Below are 19,476 nucleotides of genomic sequence, written 5' to 3'. Positions count from 1 at the left end.
TGCGCGACTACCTGGACTGACGAATACTTCTCTCGTCGCCTCTGCCGGTCATTGCAAGCTCACCAGGCCGACCACGCCGACGATGTAGAGGACGATCACGGCGAGGGAGTCGACTCCCATCCCCAGCATCTGTCGCTGCGGACGGAACACCAGACCGACCAGGTAGACGAGAGTGAGCAGCCCGCCGAGTGCGGTCAGATAGATGTCGCTGGCTTGGGCATGGGGTAGGACGGCCTTCCCACTGATGAGCGTGACGGCGAGAAAGAGAACCGGCAGGAAGGCGTTGCCGCCGAAAATGTCTCCCATCGCAAGCTTGTAGTCCCCGCCACGGGCAGCGGTGAGGCCGGTTGACAGCTCCGGCAGCGACGTCGCAGCGGCCAGCACGGTGGCACCGAACAGGATTCCCGACAGACCGAGGTTGCCGAAGAACGATTCGCCGCTGCGCTCGATGGCGACGCCGGCGACCAGCGTGAGGAGTGCGGCTCCGCCGAAGACCGTGACGGCCTTGCCGGTGCTGACATGGCGCGAGGTCGCGTCCTGCTCCGTCGCGGTTCGCGAATGGCCCCGCGGCTTCTCCTGGCCCCCGGGCGCCTCGCCGCTGTCCGCCCAGGGCAGCCGGCTGCCGGGTCCGCTGATGACCTTGAGGCCGATGACCCAGAAGATGACGATGAGCACCGGAGCCGGTGTCAGCCGCAGGACTATCAGATGTGCGGGCAGCTGACTTCCGGCGATGACGACCATGAGCACGGCGAGGACGAGGCCCGCTTCAAGAACGAGGGTCAGGCTCGCGGCCATGTAGGTCAGCGGCTTGTGGGATCGGACGCCGAACGCATCGAGCGCTACTAGGACCACCGTCTGCAAGGCAATTCCCCCCAACAAGTTGCCGACAGCTATCTCCACGTGCCCGGACAAGGCCGCGCTCACGGTGATCGCGATCTCGGGAAGGTTGGTGGCCACCGCAAGCAGCACCACGCCGCCCAAGGCGTCGCCGAGGTGCAGCCTTTCGGCGAGGACATCCGTGTAGTCGGAGAGCTTGATGCCGGCTCCCCAAATCACCGCGGCCGAGACGATGAAGATGACGAGCAGAACGACGGACGGCAACGAGGACATGCGCTCTCCCTGCATGCGGTGATCCGCGCCGCACACTCATCGAAGTCTTGTTCCGGACGAGCCCCCAGAATCGTTGTACCCCGCAACGGTTGCGAATTCGCAAGTATCTTTGGAGCGACTGGAATCGTGTCCGAAGGGCGCCTCATACCGATCGACACGGTCTGGTCCTTGCACCAGCCGCGGTCGCCGCAGCCGGCGCCGCGGCAATCTACGGGGTCCGGCCCGACTCGCTGATCATCGGTACCCGTCTCGTTGTGCCTTGCCTCGACTTCCGGTTCACCCAGGACGAGGAGGCCGACACCGCGCCCGAGGTGGACGCGGGGTCGAGCCACGTCGGCGAGCACCGGGCCCGGCGGCGCTGCGGGCGATGCGGCGGCCACGATTTCGAATAAGGTCAGCCGGACTGTCCAGGGGGGAACAGGATGACCGCACGTGGCGCTGGTCGGCTCGGTTGCGTACTTGTCGCGCTCGCCGCGAGCGGGCTGATGACCGCCTCCGCCGCAGCTGCCGGCACGGCCGACCCCGGCGGCCGCTGAGCCGACCGATGGGGCGACGCCGTGGCCCAGTGCGACCGGAGGTTCGCCCGCCAGCGTCGAAACGACAGGCCCGTCCACCGACGCGGACACGACGAGCGCTCCAATCACGCAGCCGCCGAGCGGCCCGTACACCGCCTGCGCGGAGGCCGCCGGGGCTGCCTCCGGGCCGGCCGCCGGGCCGGCGGCCCGATCGACCGACGACCCGTTGGCCTCGACCGGTGACCGGACGTCGGGCCTCGTCGCCCTTGCGGGGCTGTTGCTTGCGGCCGGAGTCGGGCTGTCGCTTCTCGGCGGCCGAGCGTCGGCGGCGCATCCACTGACCGGACGCGCGACGTGCGTCAGGGCGACGGGGCGACGGGGCGACCACGCTGACGGGCGCCGACGCCGACGCCGGCGGCAAGGCCGGTGCCGGGTCGGTCGTGGCCGAACCGGCACTGCCGGGCGCGGACGGATCGCCGGTGACGCCGGCGGCTGGGACAGCGGTCCCAGGGACGGCATCCGGCGTCGGTTCGACCGCTGCCGCCGACGCCGCGGAGGACGATGCCGGCGCGGGTGCGGGCGAGCCGGCCAGCTCGTATTTCTTGACTATGTCGGCGATCTGTTGTTCGAACTGGACGAGCTGGTCATGGATCTCGTGAAGGACAGGCTGACAACGGTCTTTCGGAAGGCCTCGATCTGCTCCCACAGCGTGGCGAGGTCGCGCGCCTCCGCAGGGGTGGGGGCGTCCGGCAGCGTCAGCACCAACTGCACCGCCAGCGCGGCGGTGACGCACCGGAGGCAGTCGTGCTTGACCGTTGCCGAGATGTTCTGCGGCACGACGACGTTCGCGTTCCGATGATCAGGATCACCTGAAAGCTCACCGCGACCGCGGTGCAGTCGGTGCACCGCGCGAACGCGTAGGCCTGTCTTGTTGAGGACCGAGTCGCCGTCGGCCCAGACCATCGCGAACGCGCCGTCGTACACGGTGGTGCCGTCCTTGGTGTTGACGGCGAGGGTCTAGTTGTCACCCGGTCCGGGTGCGGCCGGGCGGTTGAACGGCAAGACCCAGGTCGGCGCAGGCTTTCCGTTCGGCGCCGGCGTGCGGGCACGAGCACGAGCGACAGCGCCGGCTTGTCCGCGGTCGGCAGCGGACCGGCGTTCGCCGGCCAGATCGTCCGGGCCGTACTCTCCCGCCCTTCCTGCAGGCCGGACGGCCCGGCGGAGTGGAATGCAGCGGGCAGCGCGTCCGTGAGTGTGCCCGTTCGTAGCCGTACCGCCTTCCGCCGCAAGTTCGGCGGCCGAGATCGGTTCCAGGTCAGATGCCATGATCGTCGCCCCTGTCTGTGCTCGTGCAACCGTTCGCAAGTCAGTGGACGATCTCTACCCCGCCCCCGCCGGCTCAATAAACCGAGACCGGCCCCGCCCTCGTCGAGGGCGGGGCCGGACCGGTGAATCTGGGTGTGGATCTATCTGGAGCTGCTCAGCGCTCTTCGACGGGAGCGATGTGCGGAACCTCGGCCAGGCGTTCGGACTCGTCGTGAATCGACACGGCGACCTGGCGGAGGCGGCTCTCGTTTTCGTGGAAGTGGTGTGCGCAGAGCAGCAGGTCGAAGCCGGATCCCATGGTGGCGCGGACGTAGGCTTGGGCGCCGCACCGGTCACACCGGTCGGCGGCGGTGAGCTGACTCGCGGCAATCGCTGTGGTCACGTCAGCACCTCTCTCTGCGGTCGCGCCTGATTCAGACGCGTGTCGATCGTTAATGTTCCCTGTCCAGGTAACCACCGAATTGCTCGCAGCCACGGCGACACCCGGAAGCGAAACCTTCCTGCAACACCTCCCGCCGAGAGCAATCGGCCGAATCCGACAACCCGGTGTGCCCCACGAAGTGCGGCGTGGCGCGCCCGACTGACCGGATTCGACCGAGGTTTCCGACCGACTGCGTTACATGGTTACCAACGACTGGTACCCCGAATTCGATTCCCGGTACCGGCGTGGTGACAGCCTCAAGCTTACGTGGCGTGGACCACCGAGTAGCGCCGACGGCTCACGCTCCGAGCAGCTCCATCACGTGGTCACGCCGCTTTTCCAGCACATCGACCCCAGCAGCGGCCGATGCCGGGCCCGGAACGGCCCTCCGCAGCTGCGCGTGCAGCCGGCCGTGCGGGCTACCCGTGCGCGCGGCGAGCAGGCCGACGAGCCGGTTCAGCTCTCGGCGTAATTCGGCTCCTGCTCGCCAGGCGGCGGCCTCGCCGGAGGGAGGGGACGAGGATGTGGCATCCGTCCCACTGGCGCGACGGCGAGCGGCGGAGTCGCGGCGGGCGAGCAGTGCCGCCGTCTGCTCCGGCGACAGGATCCCGGGCAGCCCGAGGAAGTCCTCGTCCTCTTCGGTCAGCGGCGCCGCCACCACTGCGCGCCCGCCGTGCAGCAGGTGGGCGAACGAGGCGTCGGCGTCGACGAGCTCGTTGGTCTCCCCCTCCGCCGGCTCCAGGTCCTCGCGGTCGACGTCGAGCAGGTCGTCGGACTGGTCCGGCGGTGGCGGGATGACGTGGTTGCGCTCGTGCTCGAGTTCGGCGGCGAGGGCCAGCAGCGGACGGACGGCGGGAAGGAAAACGGTGGCCGACTCGCGGGTCGATCGGGCGCGGACGACACGGCCCACACCCTGCGCGAAGAACAACGGCGTGCGGTAGGACGTCATCCACGCCAGGCAGGCCGCACGCGGCACGTCGACGCCCTCGGACACCATCCGGACGCAGACAGCCATGCGCTGCGTTCCGGTCGTGAACGCCGAGATCTTCTCGCTGGCCTTCGGATCGTCGGAGAGGATGAGAACCGGAGCTTCTCCGGTGACCTGTTCCACGATCTCGGCGTAGGCGCGAGCGTCGTCCTGGTCGCTGGCCAGGACCAGGCCGCCGGCGTCCGGCATCCCCGACTGACGCAGGTGGGTGATCCGTTCGTCCATCGCGGCAATGACGTGCGGCACCCACTTGCCCCTCGGGTTGAGGGCCGTGCGCCAGGCCGTCGACTCGGTGCGCTTGGTGCTCGTCTCCGACAACGACGCAGCGATCACCTCACCCGCGCTGTTGCGCCACCGCGACGTCCCCGTATAGGCCGCGAAGACGACCGGTCGCACGACGCCGTCGCGCAGCGCGTCGCGATAGCCGTAGGTGAAGTCGGCTTCGCTGCGCCATCCGCCGTCGGCATCGTCGGCGTAGCGCACGAACGGAATCCGCTCGTCCGGACGCGTGCGGAACGGCGTGCCGGTGAGGCAGAGTCGCCGGGCGGCGAGTTCGAAGGCGGCGGCCACGGCGTCGCCCCACGACAGGCCGTCGCCGGCGTGGTGCACCTCATCGAGGATGACCAGCGAGCGCTTGGCGCTCGCCCGCGCCGCGTGCAAGGCCGCTTTGGCCGCGACCTGGGCGTAGGTGGTGACGTAGCCGCGAAGGTCGGGCCGCACCGGGCCGACAGCGTTGGTCAGCGACGCGTCGAGCGGCACGCCCAGCGCATCGGCGGCATCGGCCCACTGGGTGCGCAGGTGATCGGTCGGGCAGACCACGATCACCCGGTCGATCGCGCGCTCATCCAGCAAGCCGCGGGCCAGCGCCAGGGCGAAGGTCGTCTTGCCCGAGCCCGGAGTCGCGGTCACGAGGTAATCGCGTCGCCGAGGCTCGCTGAGGTACCGGTCCAGTGCGTCGCGCTGCCACGCGCGCAACCGTGGCAGGGGCGGGCCCATCTGCTCCCGTGGTGCCGCCACTGACGCGCTCCTGTCATCCGCTCACGACGCGATCGATGCCCCGGGCCGTGGCCACAGGGCATCGACGACCAACCTAGTCGCGATCATTCCGGCGGCTCGACCGGCACGCCGCGGCCGTGGACGAGAACACCCCCTTGCGCGCGGCGGTGCCACTACTCCGCCGGCATGGACGACACTGTTAAGTCGTGAACCCGGTCCGAGGCGTCCTGCACGCCACGCGACTGCTGCCCACGCTATTGAAGCGGGCGGTGGTCAAGGCGTGGCACGACCGCGTCCTCGGGCTGTCGGCCGAGGCGGCTTTCTGGCAACTCCTCAGCCTGCCGTCGCTCTTCCTGGCCCTGCTTGCGACCTTGGGCTACGTCTCGCGTTGGTTCGGACCCGGCACCGTCGACCGCATCGAGCGGCAGATCGAGTCGACGCTGAGCCGCGCCTTCACCGAACAGGTCGTCAGCCAGGTCATCACACCGACCGTGCACGAGGTTCTGCACGGTGGGCGGGCCGACATCATCAGCATCGGCTTCGTGCTTGCGTTGTGGGCCGGGTCCTCGGCCACGGCCACCTTCGTCAACACCATCACGATCGCCTACGACATGCGCGACCAGCGCGGGCCGGTCCGCAGCCGGTTGCTCGCCCTGTGGCTGTTCCTCGGCACGGTGGTGATGGGCGTGATCCTGCTGCCCATGCTGGTGCTGGGCCCGGATCTGCTCCGCCGGACCTTCCCGAAGCGGATCCGGCACACGGTGAGCTCGCTGATCGAGGCCGGTTACTACCCGGCGCTGATCATCCTGTTGTTGTTCGGGCTGACGACGTTCTACAAACTCGCGCCGCCGCGACGGCTGCCATGGCACCGCGGGCTGCCGGGCGCCATCCTGGCCGTGCTCGTGTTCCTCGCCGGCTCGGGCGGCCTGCGCGCCTACATCAGCTTCATCCTCGACCACAACCATGCGTACGCCAAGCTCGCGGCGCCCATCGCCGCCTTGCTGTTCTTCTTCGTACTAGCCCTCGGCGTGCTTCTCGGCGCGGAGTTCAACGCGGCGATCGAAGACCGCAAACCGGCCAAGGTGCGCCCGCCCAGAGTGCTCGATCCGCGGAACTGGCAGATGTTCCAGGGTGACGACCCGCCGCCGGCCGACGGCGAGGGGGCCGACGGCAAGCCGGCCCCGGTCAACGGGACGGACGAGAAACCGCCCCGGACCAGATCGCTACGGCCGAGTCACTCCCGCAAGCTCTCGTAGATCTCCTTGCACACCGGGCAGACCGGCGACCCCGGCTTGGGCGCCTTGGTGACCGGAAAGATCTCGCCGCACAAGGCCTCGACGAACGTGCCCGTCACGGCACTCTCGGCGATCTTGTTCTTGCGCACATAGTGGAAGAGCTCGGGACCGGTATCGGTGTCCGACGTGCTCGGCGATTCGAGAACCTGGGTGTCAGCCACCCAGCGATTGTGCCTCACCGGTGAGCCCGTGGGTGACTCGTGGCGGGATGCGGTCAGCCGTCGACGGTGCGACTGTCGTCGCCGCCGGGCGGGAGCGCCCGCTCGGTGCGCAGGTCGGCGCGGTATGTCACCCGCTCGGCCTTCTTCCTCGCCGGACGGTCGTTGGCGATGATCACCGCGCACCACGGCAGCACCATGCCGCCGACGATGAACGCCAGGGCCAGCCACAGGGAGATCTTGTAGGTCGTCGCCGCGCCGATGACGCACAACGCGCGGAGCCCCATCATCACCACGTACTTCTTGCGGCGGTGGTCGTATTCGCGCTGGCTGCTCTCCGCCGCGCTGGTGATCAGCACCGGCTCGTCGGCGTGGCTGCGGCGCATCAACCCATCGTGTCACCGCGGCCGTCGAATTGCTCGTCCCGCCGAGACCTATTCCGGTGGAGTGCGCCACCATGGGCCGATGCGTGCCGGCCTCCTGGACGACCACGAGGTCGACCTGCTGCGACAGGCTCTCGCGGGCTACACCGTGGACTCGGTGCACGAACTGGTGGGCGTGGCCGGACAGGCGCCGCTGGGCCGCGGCGACCTCACCGGGCTGGCCCGCCAGCTGTCCGGCGGCAGCCGGCTCGAACGGTCGACGGACGACGTCGCCGGCGCCGTGCTGCCCGTGGTCCGCGACCTCGTCGCACGGGGGTTCCTGCTGCCGGGAGGGGCGCCGTGAAGGCGGTGATCCAGCGCGTCACCCGCGCCTCAGTCGAGGTGGAGGGCGAAATCGTGGGCGCAATCGGCGTCGGGCTGCTCGTCCTCGTCGGGGTCACGCACAGCGACACCGAGCGGGAAGCGCTGGCGCTGGCCCGAAAGGTCCACAAACTGCGCATTATGCGCAACGAGCAGAGCGTCGCTGACCAACCAGACGCCAAGATCCTGCTGGTCAGCCAGTTCACGCTGTACGGAGACGCCCGGAAGGGGCGCCGGCCGACCTGGGCGGCCGCCGCTCCGGGATCGGTCGCCGAACCGCTCGTCGAGGCATTCGCAGCCGCCCTGCGGGACATGGGCGCGGCCGTCGAAACCGGCGTATTCGGGGCGGACATGCGGGTAGAACTCGTCAATGACGGGCCGGTAACGGTGCTGCTCGAAGTCTGAGTCCTTTCTGAGCGAAGCCGCCGCCCAGGGGACATCGGGGAACACCGGACGGGGGTCAACACGTTCGGATAGTGAACCCGAAAGCGCCCGCCAACGAACCAATCGATGAGCGCAATCGAATCGCTCGCACGTAAACGCATTCAAGGTGGTCAGAAAGATCGTGACAACGTCTCGCAACGCATCCCCCCGTTCCGCCGCACGTCGTGCCGCCGGGACCGCGTCGCGCACGTCAACGGCTGAGCCGCGCGTCACCGCGCGCGGTCACCGCAGCGCCCGTACGGCGACCAAGCCGGCACCGACCGAGGCGCCGGAGTCGACCGAGCTCGAACAGCACGCCGCGCCGACCCGGACCCGCTCCGCGCGCCGGTCGACGGCGGCCAGGACAGAGATGGCGCCGGTCCTGCCGGCCCCGCAGCCCGACGCCGACGAGGCGCCGTCCGCGTTCACCGCCCCTGACCTCGACGAGGCCGCCACCTCGGCCGACCTGGTGCGGGTCTACCTCAACGAGATCGGCAAGGTCGCGCTGCTCACGGCCGTCGACGAGGTCGAACTCGCCAAGCGGATCGAGGCCGGCCTCTACGCCAGCCACCTCCTCACATCGAGCAACAACTTCACCCCGGCGCGCAAGCGGGACCTTCGCGCGCTGGTGATCGACGGCGAGCGGGCGAAGGACCACCTGCTCCGGGCGAACCTTCGCCTCGTCGTCTCGCTGGCCAAGCGCTACACCGGCCACGGGATGCCGTTCCTGGACCTCATCCAGGAGGGCAACCTCGGCCTGATCCGCGCCGTGGAGAAGTTCGACTACACCAAGGGTTTCAAGTTCTCCACGTACGCGACCTGGTGGATCCGCCAGGCGATCAGCCGGGCCATGGCCGACCAGTCGCGCACGATCCGGCTGCCCGTCCACCTTGTCGAGCAGGTCAACAAGCTGCAGCGCATCCGGCGCGAGATGAACCAGCAGCTGGGGCGCGAGGCGAACCACGCCGAGCTGGCCCACGAGCTGGACATCACCGAGGAGCGCGTTCGCGAGCTGATCGACCTGTCCCGCGACCTCGTCAGCCTCGACCAGACCGTGGGCGCAGACGACGACGCGTCGCTCGGGGACTTCATCGCCGACGAGCGGGCCAGCGCGGCGGCTGAGACGGTGGTCGAGGGCGGTCTGATGCGGGCTCACCTGCAGGACGTGCTCGACACGCTCGACGCGCGCGAAGCGGCTGTGGTCCGCATGCGCTACGGCCTCGACGGTGGGCAGCCCAAGACGCTCGACGAGATCGGACGCGCGTTCAAGCTGTCGCGCGAGCGGATCCGCCAGATCGAGCGCGAGACGATGGCCAAGCTGCGACACCCGTCCCGCTCGCAGGTCCTACGCGACTACCTCGATTGAGTCGTAGACGCGCCCGGTTCGCCCGCGCGCCTACGATTGCGTCGTGGCGCACCACAGCGATCTGATCGATACCACGGAGATGTATCTCCGGACGGTGTACGAGCTCGAGGAAGAGGGCGTGGTTCCGCTGCGGGCGCGGATCGCCGAACGGCTCGGTCAGAGCGGCCCCACCGTGAGTCAGACCGTGGCCCGGATGGAGCGCGACGGGCTGGTCAATGTCGCCGACGACCGCCACCTCGAGCTGACCGAAGCCGGTCGCCAGGAGGCGGTCGCCGTCATGCGTAAGCACCGGCTCGCCGAACGGCTGCTGGCCGACGTCATCGGCCTCGATTGGGAAGATCTCCACATCGAGGCCTGCCGCTGGGAACACGTGATGAGCGAGAAGGTCGAGCGACGCATCCTCGCGTTGTTGGACAAGCCGCTCGTCTGCCCGCACGGCAATCCCATCCCCGGCTTGGATCAGTTGGGCCTGCCTTTCGCAACGGACCAGACCGGCACGCTTGTGAGCCTGACGGAAGCGGCGACCGGCGCGCTGGACGAGGTCGTCATCGGCCGCATCAGTGAACAACTGCAACCCGACGCCGTACTCATGCATCGCCTTGACCAGGCCGGCATGCGACCCGGGCAACGGATCCGCCTCGCAGGAGGCGCGCACGGGGTTGAGGTTTGGGTGGAGGGCGGCGAACGGATCGCCTTCGACAAGGTCGTCGCCGACCACGTGTTCGTCCGGGTCCCCGCGGCTGCCGCCCTCTCCTGAGAGGCGCAAAGCGTGCCGACGCCCGGCTAGAATAGGAACTGCGAGCCACTGCAGCCTCGCTCTCCGTCGGAAGGGCTGAAAGGCGAAGCAGTGGCGCACGATCCCCAAGGTTTCCTCAAGCATCCGCGCGTAGACCTGCCGAAACGTCCCGCCGCCCAGCGCGTCCGGGACTGGCAGCCGATCTACCTGCGGTCGCGGGACGAAGCCGTCAGCGAGCAGGCAACGCGCTGCATGGACTGCGGCGTCGCGTTCTGTCACGGCGGTTGCCCGCTGGGCAATCTCATTCCCGAGTGGAACGAGTTCGTCGCCCGCGGCCACTGGTCGTCGGCCAGCGAACGACTGCACGCCACCAACAACTTTCCCGAGTTCACCGGCTGGGTCTGTCCCGCGCCCTGTGAAGCCGCGTGCGTCCTTGCTCTGAACACCGATCCGGTCACGATCAAGCAGATCGAGATTTCCATCGTCGAGCGCGCTTTTGACGACGGCATCGTCGAACCGCAACCACCCGCGGAGCGAACCGGCCGGACAGTCGCCGTCGTGGGCTCCGGACCAGCGGGACTGGCAACCGCCCAGCAGCTGACCCGGGCGGGCCACGACGTCATGGTGTTCGAGCGCGAGGACCGCATCGGCGGCCTGCTGCGTTACGGGATTCCGGACTTCAAGATGCCCAAGGACGTCATCGACCGCCGCGTCGCGCAGATGACCGCAGAGGGCACCCGGTTCCGCGTCAACTCCGAGATCGACCCGGCCGACGTCACCCGCCTGCGCACGGAGTTCGACGCCGTGGTCCTCGCCGTCGGCGCGCTGGCCCCGCGCGAGCTGACGACTCCGGGCCGTGAGCTCACCGGCGTGCACCAGGCGATGGATTACCTGCCGCAGGGCAACCGCGTCGTGGCGGGCGACATCGCTGCGCCGGCGATCGACGCGAACGGGAGGCACGTGGTGATCGTCGGCGGCGGCGACACCGCTGCTGACTGCCTCGGCACCGCGAACCGCCAGGGCGCTCTCTCGGTGACTGTGCTGGACCACAACCCGCGGCCGGTGCCGCGGGCAGGCCTCGTCAACCCGGCGTGGCCTTCGGCGCCGACCACTCGCGGCATGTCCCCCGCGCACGACGAGGGCGTTCACGAGGCGTGGTCCAGGGAGGTCGTCCGGTTCACCGGCGACGCCGCCGCCGCCGTCCGCGCCGTGGTCGTCGAGGAGGTCGAGATCGTGCGAGTCGACCGCCGGCGCGAATTCCGGCCGGTGCCGGGCTCGCAGACCGAGTTGCCGGCCGACCTCGTGCTTCTGGCGGCCGGCTTCGTCGGAACCGATGTGCCCGCGCTGCTCGCCGCCTTGGACGTCGACGAGGCGCCGGGGCGCGGGACGGTCGCGATCGACGACCGGTGGAAGACGTCGGCCGATGGCGTGTACGCCTGCGGGGACGCGACCCGAGGTGCCTCCCTCGTCGTCTGGGCGATCGCCGAGGGCCGGGCGTGCGCTGCGGCCGTGGATGACGCACTCACCGGGCTCTCCGAGCTGCCTCAGCCGGTCCGGCCCCACGCGGCCGCGTTGTAGCCACCGGCGGCCGCAGCTTGGGGAACCGCCGCGGGTCCAGGCCGTGCGACAGCGCGGCGAGCAGCAGGTCGGCGACGCTGCAGTCCGGGTCGCTCGCCACCGCGCGCTCGGCGGCGATTCCCGCCAGCGTGCCGTCGCCCGAGCGCCACGCCGCCCACCCGAAGAGGAACAGCGGCGCCGCGTCGTAGGGCGGCGGCAGCCGCCGGCCGAGGTCGCGCCACAACGGGCGCCCGTCCAGACGACCGTCGTCCACGGCCATCCACACCCGATTGCGCACCTCGGCGGTGGCCAGGGCTGCGCCGAAACGGGCAACCGTCGCCTCCTCGGGCCCCGCCCAACCCGGCGCCCCCGACGCTCGCGCGGCAGCGAAGAGGGCCCGCTTCACCGAGCGCTCCAGCCGCTCCCCCTGCCCATTCGCCGCGGCGGTGTCGGCCACGCGCTCGGCCGCCGCGAGCAGCGGCAGCAGGGCCACCCGTTCGACCGTGCCAACCGGGTCGAGGACGGAAGCGAGGGCCGCGCGATCGGGCATGGCGACCACCCCGTCGAAGGTGGCCGCGACGGCGAAGGCAGAGGGTTCGGACGGCAACGCGCGCCCCTCGGGCGGACAGCATCCGGGCTCGCACAGCACCGACCACCATCGCCCCGCGGAGACCACCAGGACCTCCAGCAGTTCGCAGCCGGCCCGCTCGGCCGCGACCAGGACGTCGGGCACGTGCAGCGGGATGAACCGGTCGGCTATGAACGAGTCGTCATAGATCGCCGCGAGCACCGATGTGCTGCCGCCCCTGACCATCGCGTCGAGTGTGTGGCTGACCATCTCCGGGGTGCTCGCGTCGATCAGGTCCACCCGAGCGGTGACGACGAGTCGGCCGTCGTGCAAGCCCACGAGGACGAGGCTCTCGGCCGGATGGAAGCCCAGCAGGTACGGGATCGCCTGGAGCAGCTCGCCCGGGCCGGAGATGCGGCAGGACGAGCGCAGCGAGTCAGCACGGCTTTCGGTGTTCATGCCGCCCAGCGTGGCTGGGTCGCAGCCCGCGACGAGGCGGTTTCAGCCGGCTGTGGACGAGGCAGGTGCCTGTGCACGACGCGAGGCGGTCCCGTCAGTCGTACGTGCTAACGCGGCCCGCCCCCAGGCGAGGCGTCAGTGCAGCGTGCCGGCCCGCCAGCGGTTTGCCGCCGCCGACAGCGCTGCCGCGGCCCGCTCGTTGCGCTCGGCCAGGTCGACCCCGTCCTGCGCGTGCCGGGCGGGACCGCCGAGCGAGCGGCGACCCGCGGCGATCACCCGGAAGAACGCGGCCGCCCGCTCCAGCGCGACGGCGAGGTCGGCCTGGTAGACACCCGTGAGCACGGCATCGGCCATCCGCTGGACGGCGCCGATGTCGGCGTAGTCGCCGACGCCGGCCACGACGACGTCGGCCGAGGCCAACGGCTCCCCCGTACGCCACAGGCGGGTCACCTCGTCACCGTCGGAGTGGCACCACTGCCGCAACAGGTACAGGGCCCACAGGGCGCCGGGCAGGCTGACCGGGTCGGCGTCGCGCCACAACGCGGCCAGCGTGTCTATGCCGACCCGGTCGGCCAGGGCAACGAAACGGGCACCGTCACCCGGCGAACGGCCGGCCTGGACGAGGACGGCAGCCGTGGCAGCGGCGATCTCGGCCCGGCTGCTCGTGGACGCCCCGCCGGCCGCGTCGATGATCTCCGTCAGGTCGCTGAACAGCGCAGGGCGGTGCGGCCGAGGATCTTCCTCGCTCATCGACTTCCGCTCCGGCTCCTGCACATCCATCCACGATAGGCGCAGTCACGACCCGGCCATGACGCGGCTCGATACCGGCGCTGAGGCCACGCACCGGGTAACCTGGAGGACGGCGTCGGCCCGTTCCATGGCCCCCGGTCCCACAACTGCCGCCACGAGCGGCCTTCCGCCGTGAGGCGACCTGGCGGGCCGACGTCGAGATCCCGAGTGCACGGCGACTCGCTACAGGGCGAGCAACGATGATGCGGAGAACAGCTCCCGTGGGAGACGGCAACGGCTGGGTGCACTGCTCCCTCGGGCACCGTCACTGGGGTCGCTTCGGCGCGGCTGGGTTGTTGATCACCGACGGCGCCCGTGTGCTCCTTCAGCACCGCGCGCCGTGGACGCACGAAGGCGACACCTGGGCGGTGCCCGGCGGGGCCCGTGACAGCCACGAGGACCCGATCACCGCGGCTCTGCGCGAAGCCGCAGAAGAAACCGCTCTCGACCCGGGCGAGATCTCGCCGTTCAGTGAATGGGTGGACGATCACGGGGGGTGGACGTACACGACGATCGTCGCGCGCACCGGCGCGCAGCTCCGCCTCGCCCCGGCCAACGCCGAGAGCACGGCGGTCCGCTGGTGGCACCTCGATGAGGTGGCCGCGCTACCGTTGCACCGCGGATTCGCGGCGACCTGGCCCACCCTGCGGGACCTGATCGAGGCCTGACGCGCTGCCGTAGCGTTCCGCGGCGTGCACCTCCTCCTGCCGCCGAGCGAGAGCAAGTCACTCGGCGGGCGGGGCCGGCCGCTGCGCCGCCGAACTCCCGACGCCGGCCCGCTCGGGCGCAGCCGCGCCGCCGCGCTGGGCGCGCTGACGCAGCTGGTAGCCGGCGATCCCGGCCAGGCCGCCGAGGCGCTGCTGCTGCCGGCGGGCGTCGCGACGGCAGCCCTCGCCGCGAACGCCGCCGTCCTCGACTCTCCGACGACCCCCGCGCTGCACCGCTACACCGGTACCGTCTACGAAGGCTTCGCCGTCTCATCATTGGGCGCGGAAGAGCAGCGGCTCGCGGGGCGGAGCACCTGGATCTTCTCCGGTCTGTTCGGCGTCGTCCGTGGCGACGAGCCGGTACCGGCGTACCGGGTACCGGCCAAGGCCGTGCTGCCCGGTCTCGGCGTCGCCTCCACGTTCTGGCGCCCCGTACTCGCCGACGCCCTGCGCCTGCTGCTGCGCCGCGACCTGATCGTCGATCTTCGATCCACCGACTACGCGGCGATGTGGCGGCCGCCGGCGACGATGGCCGAACGGGTCGTCGGTGTGCGCGTCCTGTCGCCGCTGCCGGGCGGCGGCCATGCGGTGATCAGCTACAACAGCAAGCACGCGAAGGGACGGCTCGCGGCGGCGCTGGTCCGGCGCGCGGTCGGCGGTAAGCCGGTCAGGACGGCCGACGACGTGGCCCAGGCCTGGATCGAGTGCGGCGGGACCGACTGCGGCGCCGGACCGTCAGGCGGCCTCGATCTCTACAGCGCGTGACCTGCCGCGTCGCGGTTTTACCACCTTGCCCGGCGCGCGCTGCAACGACCCGGCTGACCGAGGCGCAGTGTGGTGGGTCACCATGGCCGCATGCACCTGGATCATCTCTCCTACGCCGCTGGACCCGAGGGTCTCGGTGCGTGCGTGCAGCGGATCGGCGCCAAGCTCGGCGCGGGCTTCACCGACGGCGGGCTGCACCCGTCCTTCGGCACCCGGAACTTCGTCCTGCCGCTCGCGGACGGGTGCTATCTCGAAATCGTTGCCGCACTCGACCACCCGGCGGCCGACCGGGCGCCGTTCGGCCGTGCGGTCAGCGCCCGGACGCAGACCGGCGGCGGCTGGCTCGCCTGGGCCGTCGGGATAGCCGACATCACCACCTACGAGGCGCGCCTGAACCGGCCCGCGGCCAAGGGGCACCGGCGCCGGCCGGACGGCTTCGACCTGCTGTGGCGCCAGATCGGCATCAACGACGTGACCGAAGACCCGCAACTGCCGTTCTTCGTCCAGTGGGACAGCGACGCGCAGCACCACCCGGCGGCCGGCGGCTCGGCCATCCGGCTGACGAGACTGGAGATCGCCGGCGACGAGCGGATCGTCGACGCCTACCTCGGGACGTCCGCGCGTCAGCCGCTCGACCGCGTCGAGGTCGATTGGGTATCGCCGTTCGATCCGGAGTCCGGCGACGAGGTCACCGGTGTCGTAGCCGCCGTGTTCGCGACGCCGTCCGGCGACGTCCGGATCGACTGACTCCCCGCGTCGTCACTCGGGCCGACGACCGTGTCGGCCAGCACCCCCTCCGGGACACCCGCCTCGGGCGGAGCGGAGTCGGTCGACGGGCTCGGGCGGCGCGCCGCGAGGACCGAGCCGACCAGGATCAACGGGAAGCCGATTGCGATCCCGAGGGTGAAGTCCTCGCCGAGCAACAGCACCCCGAGCAGAAGGGCGACGGCCGGATTGACGTAGGTGATCACGGTCGCTCGGGCCGGCCCGATGGCCGCGATCAACTCGAAGAACACGACGAAGGCGAGGGCCGTGCAGAGCAGCCCGAGCGCGATGACCGACCACATCGGCTTGGCGTCGACCGAGTCGGGCCACTTCACCAGAGCGACGGGCAGGTAGCCGAGCGCGGTGATCAGCAGCGAGGCGGTGATCACCGGAATGCTCGGCAGGTCCGACAGCCGGCGCGACAGGATGACCGGAGCCACGGCGTAGCCGACCGCGACCCCGGCCATCTCAAGGACCGCCCCGAGATGGACCTGCCCCACGTCGAGACCGAGCAGCACGGTCACTCCGGCCAAGCCCAGCAGCAGACCGACGTAGCGCAGCACGCCGCCACCGTGGTCGTCGGCCCCCAGCACCCGCGCGGCGACGACGCCGACCAGTGGCACGCCGGCGACCAGCAACCCGGACAGTGAACTCGACAGCACCCGTTCGGCATCGGACAGCAACAGCCACGGCACGCCGGCCTCGATGGCGGTGAAGGCCAGCAGTGGCCGCCACCTGCGCAGCACCGGGCCGAGCCCACCCCGCGCGAGCGCGAAAGGCAGCAGCACGACACCACCGATGGCCGTCCGCAGGAACACAAGGGTGGCCGGTGAGAAGTCACGCACGGCCACTCGGATCAGCAGGTAGGGCACACCCCAGATGACGCACATCGCGGCGAAGAGGGCCCAGCTCCGTCGCGCCATGCCGCTCCGTCCATCTTCCGATCGAGTCCTCCGCACTGTAGAGGGACCGCCGCGATCACTCACCGGGTTTGTTGCGGCATAGTGAGCGAGTGCAAGATGTCGCCCTGACCTGGCAGCAAGGCGCAGCGTTGACTGCCGGTCTCGGGATCGCAGCGACCGGTCTGAGCCTCAGCCGGGGGGGCCGGCTGCGCGCAATCGCCCCGTTCGCGCGAGAGGCGACCATCATCAGCGGCCTCTACGCGCTGTGGCAGTTGGCCGGCACGCTGTCGGTGCTGGGGACCGCCGGAGCAATGTCGCGCGCGGAATGGATCGAACGCACCGAACGCTCGTGGCACCTGCCGTCGGAGGCGAGCGTGCAGCACGCGCTGGCCGGCAACGCCATCTCCGCGCAGGCCGCGAACCTCTACTACGCGACGATGCACTTCGGTGGCCTCTTCGTCTTCCTCATCTGGCTGTTCGTCCGGCACCGCGACCGGTACCACCAGATCCGCCGGGTGCTCGCGCTGACCACCGCCGCCTGCTTGGCGATCCAGCTCATTCCGGTCGCGCCGCCGCGACTGCTGCCGGGATACACCGACACGGCGGAGAAGTACCACCAGTCCGTTTACGGCCTGGGCTTCGGGGCGGACCAGTTGTCGGCGATGCCCTCGGTGCACGTGGCCTGGGCCGTGCTCGTCGGCTGGTCGGTCGCCCGGATCGGGTCCGGGCCGTGGCGCTGGCTGGGCGCCGGGCATGCGCTCGTCACGGTGCTGGTCGTGGCCGCTACGGCCAACCACTTCTGGGCCGACGGCATCGTCGCCGTCGCGGTTCTCGGCCTCTGCGCCGCCGCCGAAGCGGCAATCCTGCGCGAGGTGACACGGCGACGACGGCCGCCGCAACCCGTGAGCTTCGCGCCGACCGAGTTGAGTCCAGCCCCGAACGGGGCCATCCTGCGCTGATGGAGACAACGGGCGGGATCCGACCCACGGCCTCGGCCGCGTCGGCCCTCACCGCGCCGGTGCCGATCGGTGACTACGGGTTCTTGTCCGACGGCGAGGTCACCGCACTCGTCGCGCCAAGCGGGTGCATCGACTGGATGTGCCTGCCCCGCATGGATTCGCCGAGCGTCTTCGGCGCCATCCTCGGCCGGCACGCCGGGACGTTCCGGGTGGCTCCGACCGACGTCACCGTCCCGGCGGCCCGCCGTTACCTGCCCGGAACGATGGTGCTCGAGACGAGTTGGGGCACCGACACCGGTTGGATCATCGTCCGGGACGTGCTGCTCATGGGTCCATGGCGCCACGAGTCGGAGTTGTCGAGGACGCAGCGGCGCACGCCGACCGACTATGAGGCCGAGCACATCCTGCTGCGCACGATCCGCTGCGTCACCGGCGAGGTGCAGACCGTCGTCGAGTGCGAACCGGTTCCCGACTACGGCCGCTCGGCGGTGCGGTGGGACTACACCGACAAGGTGTATCACCAGGCCCGGGCGACGCTGGACGGCTCGGACCTGCAGTTGACACTGACGACGGACATGCGCATCGGCTTCGAGGGCGGCCGCGCCTCGATCCGCACGTTGCTGAAGGAGGGCGAAACGCGGTTCATCGCGCTGTCGTGGGGCAGCATGGAGCCGCCGCTCACCTACCGGGACGCCTACCGCCGGCAGGTCTGGACGGCGCACCACTGGCAGCACTGGCTGGCCCGCGGCAAGTTCCCCGACCACCCCTGGCGCAGCTACCTGCAGCGCAGCGCGCTGACCCTCAAGGGGCTGACCTACTCCCCCACGGGCGCCATCTGCGCCGCGGCGAGTACGTCCCTGCCCGAGACGATCGGCGGCGGTCGCAACTACGACTACCGCTACAGCTGGATCCGCGACGCGACCTTCGCGCTGTGGGGCATGTACTCGCTCGGCTACGACTGGGAGGCCGTCGACTTCTTCAGCTTCATCGCCGACCTGGCCGAACGCGACGACGACCTGCAGATCATGTACGGCATCGGCGGCGAGAGCGACCTGACCGAACTGGAACTCGATCACCTGCCCGGCTACGCCGAATCCCGCCCGGTCCGCATCGGCAACGCGGCCAGCAAACAGAACCAGCACGATGTGTGGGGCGCGCTGCTCGACTCCGTGTACCTGCACAGCAAGGCCGCCGACCACGTCGACGGTCGTCTCTGGCCCATCCTGGCCAAGCAGGTGAAGGCCGCGCTGAAGCACTGGCGGGAGCCGGACGCGGGCATATGGGAAGTGCGCGGGCAGCCCCAACACTTCACCTCCTCCAAGATCATGTGCTGGGTCGCCGTCGACCGGGGCGCCCGCCTGGCCGCGGTCATGGGCCAGGACGGCGCGGCGTCGGAGTGGGAGATGGCCGCCGACGAGATCAAGGCCGACATCCTCGAGCACGGCACCGACGAGCGCGGGGTCTTCACCCAGTACTACGGGACGAACGCCCTGGACGCCTCGCTGCTGCTCGCGCCCCTCGTGCGCTTACTGCCGCCCGACGACCCGCGCATCGTCGCCACGGTGCGGGCCATCGCCGACGAGCTCACCGAACACGGCATGGTGCTGCGCTACCGGGTCGAGGAGACCGACGACGGATTCTCCGGCGAAGAGGGCTCGTTCACGATCTGCTCGTTCTGGCTGGTGTCGGCGCTGTGCGAGATCGGCCACTACACTCGGGCCCGCCGGCTGTGCAGCCGGCTGCTCGCCCTCGCCGGGCCGCTGGAGCTCTACGCCGAGGAGATCGACGTCAACTCCGGCGCCCACCTGGGCAACTTCCCCCAGGCGTTCACCCACCTCGCGTTGATCAACGCCGTGCTGCACGTGATCTCGACCGCCGACCTGGCCGACGGCGTCCTCTACGACGGCGACATGCGTCTGGGCCGGTGA

At 70.3% G+C, this 19,476-nt stretch carries 20 protein-coding genes and 1 pseudogene; 12 read left to right on the top strand and 9 right to left on the bottom strand.

Annotated elements, in window-relative coordinates; translation table 11 throughout:
- Positions 1 to 48: 48 nt before the first annotated feature.
- Positions 49 to 1,110: a sodium:calcium antiporter gene (locus tag ABR571_RS03395; RefSeq protein ID WP_409451775.1), complete on the bottom strand. Its 1,062-nt coding sequence runs from the start codon at positions 1,108 to 1,110 to the stop codon at positions 49 to 51.
- Between the two features lie 254 nt (positions 1,111 to 1,364).
- Between ABR571_RS03395 and ABR571_RS03390 the strand changes: the two genes are divergently transcribed.
- Positions 1,365 to 1,502 carry a hypothetical protein gene (locus ABR571_RS03390; RefSeq protein WP_409451774.1) on the top strand — a complete coding sequence of 46 codons (138 nt, stop codon included), beginning with the start codon at positions 1,365 to 1,367 and terminating at the stop codon, positions 1,500 to 1,502.
- Positions 1,503 to 2,231: 729 nt separating this feature from the next.
- On the opposite strand, the gene ABR571_RS03385 is transcribed toward ABR571_RS03390, so the two are convergent.
- The 3 genes from ABR571_RS03385 to ABR571_RS03375 all read right to left on the bottom strand — a co-directional run bounded on the left by ABR571_RS03385 (position 2,232) and on the right by ABR571_RS03375 (position 5,377).
- Complete coding sequence (locus ABR571_RS03385) at positions 2,232 to 2,609, bottom strand: hypothetical protein (RefSeq protein ID WP_409451773.1); 378 nt, start codon at positions 2,607 to 2,609, stop codon at positions 2,232 to 2,234.
- 496 nt (positions 2,610 to 3,105) lie between these two features.
- Positions 3,106 to 3,333, bottom strand: coding sequence for a hypothetical protein (locus ABR571_RS03380; RefSeq protein WP_409451772.1), 228 nt, complete (start codon positions 3,331 to 3,333; stop codon positions 3,106 to 3,108).
- A gap of 337 nt (positions 3,334 to 3,670) precedes the next feature.
- Positions 3,671 to 5,377 (bottom strand): DEAD/DEAH box helicase, encoded by a 1,707-nt coding sequence (locus ABR571_RS03375; RefSeq protein ID WP_409451771.1) that lies wholly within the window; start codon positions 5,375 to 5,377, stop codon positions 3,671 to 3,673.
- Between the two features lie 185 nt (positions 5,378 to 5,562).
- Between ABR571_RS03375 and ABR571_RS03370 the strand changes: the two genes are divergently transcribed.
- Positions 5,563 to 6,612, top strand: coding sequence for a YihY/virulence factor BrkB family protein (locus ABR571_RS03370; RefSeq protein WP_409451770.1), 1,050 nt, complete (start codon positions 5,563 to 5,565; stop codon positions 6,610 to 6,612).
- On the opposite strand, the gene ABR571_RS03365 is transcribed toward ABR571_RS03370, so the two are convergent.
- Together ABR571_RS03365 and ABR571_RS03360 are read right to left on the bottom strand one after the other, a co-directional pair.
- A complete protein-coding gene (locus ABR571_RS03365; protein ID WP_409451769.1) occupies positions 6,591 to 6,812 on the bottom strand; it encodes a DUF3039 domain-containing protein in 222 nt (73 codons plus the stop codon). The genes ABR571_RS03370 and ABR571_RS03365 overlap by 22 nt on opposite strands.
- Before the next feature lie 53 nt (positions 6,813 to 6,865).
- Entirely contained in the window at positions 6,866 to 7,195 is a 330-nt protein-coding gene (locus ABR571_RS03360) for a DUF3099 domain-containing protein (RefSeq protein WP_409451768.1), read from the bottom strand.
- Positions 7,196 to 7,274: 79 nt separating this feature from the next.
- Between ABR571_RS03360 and ABR571_RS03355 the strand changes: the two genes are divergently transcribed.
- The 5 genes from ABR571_RS03355 (at position 7,275) to ABR571_RS03335 (ending at position 11,655) form a co-directional block, all read left to right on the top strand.
- On the top strand, positions 7,275 to 7,535 hold the full coding sequence (locus ABR571_RS03355) for a hypothetical protein (protein WP_409451767.1): 261 nt from the start codon (positions 7,275 to 7,277) through the stop codon (positions 7,533 to 7,535).
- Positions 7,532 to 7,957, top strand: coding sequence for a D-aminoacyl-tRNA deacylase (dtd, locus tag ABR571_RS03350; RefSeq protein ID WP_409451766.1), 426 nt, complete (start codon positions 7,532 to 7,534; stop codon positions 7,955 to 7,957). Before ABR571_RS03355 ends, dtd begins: the two co-directional genes overlap by 4 nt.
- A 388-nt stretch (positions 7,958 to 8,345) precedes the next feature.
- Positions 8,346 to 9,341: an RNA polymerase sigma factor SigB gene (gene sigB / locus ABR571_RS03345; protein ID WP_409451783.1), complete on the top strand. Its 996-nt coding sequence runs from the start codon at positions 8,346 to 8,348 to the stop codon at positions 9,339 to 9,341.
- Positions 9,342 to 9,384: 43 nt separating this feature from the next.
- The gene (locus tag ABR571_RS03340) at positions 9,385 to 10,098 is read left to right on the top strand and encodes a metal-dependent transcriptional regulator (protein ID WP_409451765.1); all 714 of its coding nucleotides are present in this window, start codon (positions 9,385 to 9,387) and stop codon (positions 10,096 to 10,098) included.
- Positions 10,099 to 10,188: 90 nt separating this feature from the next.
- On the top strand, positions 10,189 to 11,655 hold the full coding sequence (locus ABR571_RS03335) for a glutamate synthase subunit beta (protein WP_409451764.1): 1,467 nt from the start codon (positions 10,189 to 10,191) through the stop codon (positions 11,653 to 11,655).
- On the opposite strand, the gene ABR571_RS03330 is transcribed toward ABR571_RS03335, so the two are convergent.
- Together ABR571_RS03330 and ABR571_RS03325 are read right to left on the bottom strand one after the other, a co-directional pair.
- A complete protein-coding gene (locus tag ABR571_RS03330; RefSeq protein ID WP_409451763.1) occupies positions 11,600 to 12,661 on the bottom strand; it encodes a DUF4192 domain-containing protein in 1,062 nt (353 codons plus the stop codon). The two genes, ABR571_RS03335 and ABR571_RS03330, sit on opposite strands and share 56 nt — an antisense overlap.
- 135 nt (positions 12,662 to 12,796) lie before the next feature.
- Positions 12,797 to 13,411 (bottom strand): hypothetical protein, encoded by a 615-nt coding sequence (locus ABR571_RS03325; RefSeq protein WP_409451762.1) that lies wholly within the window; start codon positions 13,409 to 13,411, stop codon positions 12,797 to 12,799.
- Positions 13,412 to 13,671: 260 nt separating this feature from the next.
- Between ABR571_RS03325 and ABR571_RS03320 the strand changes: the two genes are divergently transcribed.
- From ABR571_RS03320 to ABR571_RS03310, 3 genes are all read left to right on the top strand, one after another.
- Complete coding sequence (locus tag ABR571_RS03320; RefSeq protein ID WP_409451761.1) at positions 13,672 to 14,118, top strand: NUDIX hydrolase; 447 nt, start codon at positions 13,672 to 13,674, stop codon at positions 14,116 to 14,118.
- Between the two features lie 24 nt (positions 14,119 to 14,142).
- Complete coding sequence (gene yaaA, locus ABR571_RS03315; protein WP_409451760.1) at positions 14,143 to 14,922, top strand: peroxide stress protein YaaA; 780 nt, start codon at positions 14,143 to 14,145, stop codon at positions 14,920 to 14,922.
- Positions 14,923 to 15,012: 90 nt separating this feature from the next.
- Entirely contained in the window at positions 15,013 to 15,669 is a 657-nt protein-coding gene (locus tag ABR571_RS03310; RefSeq protein ID WP_409451759.1) for a VOC family protein, read from the top strand.
- 164 nt (positions 15,670 to 15,833) lie between these two features.
- Here ABR571_RS03310 and ABR571_RS03305 read toward each other — a convergent pair.
- Positions 15,834 to 16,577 (bottom strand): annotated as a pseudogene (locus tag ABR571_RS03305) (DMT family transporter); the annotation flags it as partial.
- A 122-nt stretch (positions 16,578 to 16,699) separates the two neighbouring features.
- Between ABR571_RS03305 and ABR571_RS03300 the strand changes: the two are divergent.
- Complete coding sequence (locus tag ABR571_RS03300) at positions 16,700 to 17,548, top strand: phosphatase PAP2 family protein (RefSeq protein ID WP_409451758.1); 849 nt, start codon at positions 16,700 to 16,702, stop codon at positions 17,546 to 17,548.
- Positions 17,548 to 19,476: a glycoside hydrolase family 15 protein gene (locus ABR571_RS03295; protein ID WP_409451757.1), complete on the top strand. Its 1,929-nt coding sequence runs from the start codon at positions 17,548 to 17,550 to the stop codon at positions 19,474 to 19,476. Before ABR571_RS03300 ends, ABR571_RS03295 begins: the two co-directional genes overlap by 1 nt.

The organism is Jatrophihabitans sp., from assembly GCF_046262535.1.
Classification (GTDB): domain Bacteria; phylum Actinomycetota; class Actinomycetes; order Mycobacteriales; family Jatrophihabitantaceae; genus Jatrophihabitans.
Note: the sequence above shows the minus strand (reverse complement) of the source record. Positions and strands in the feature narration are given on the sequence as shown.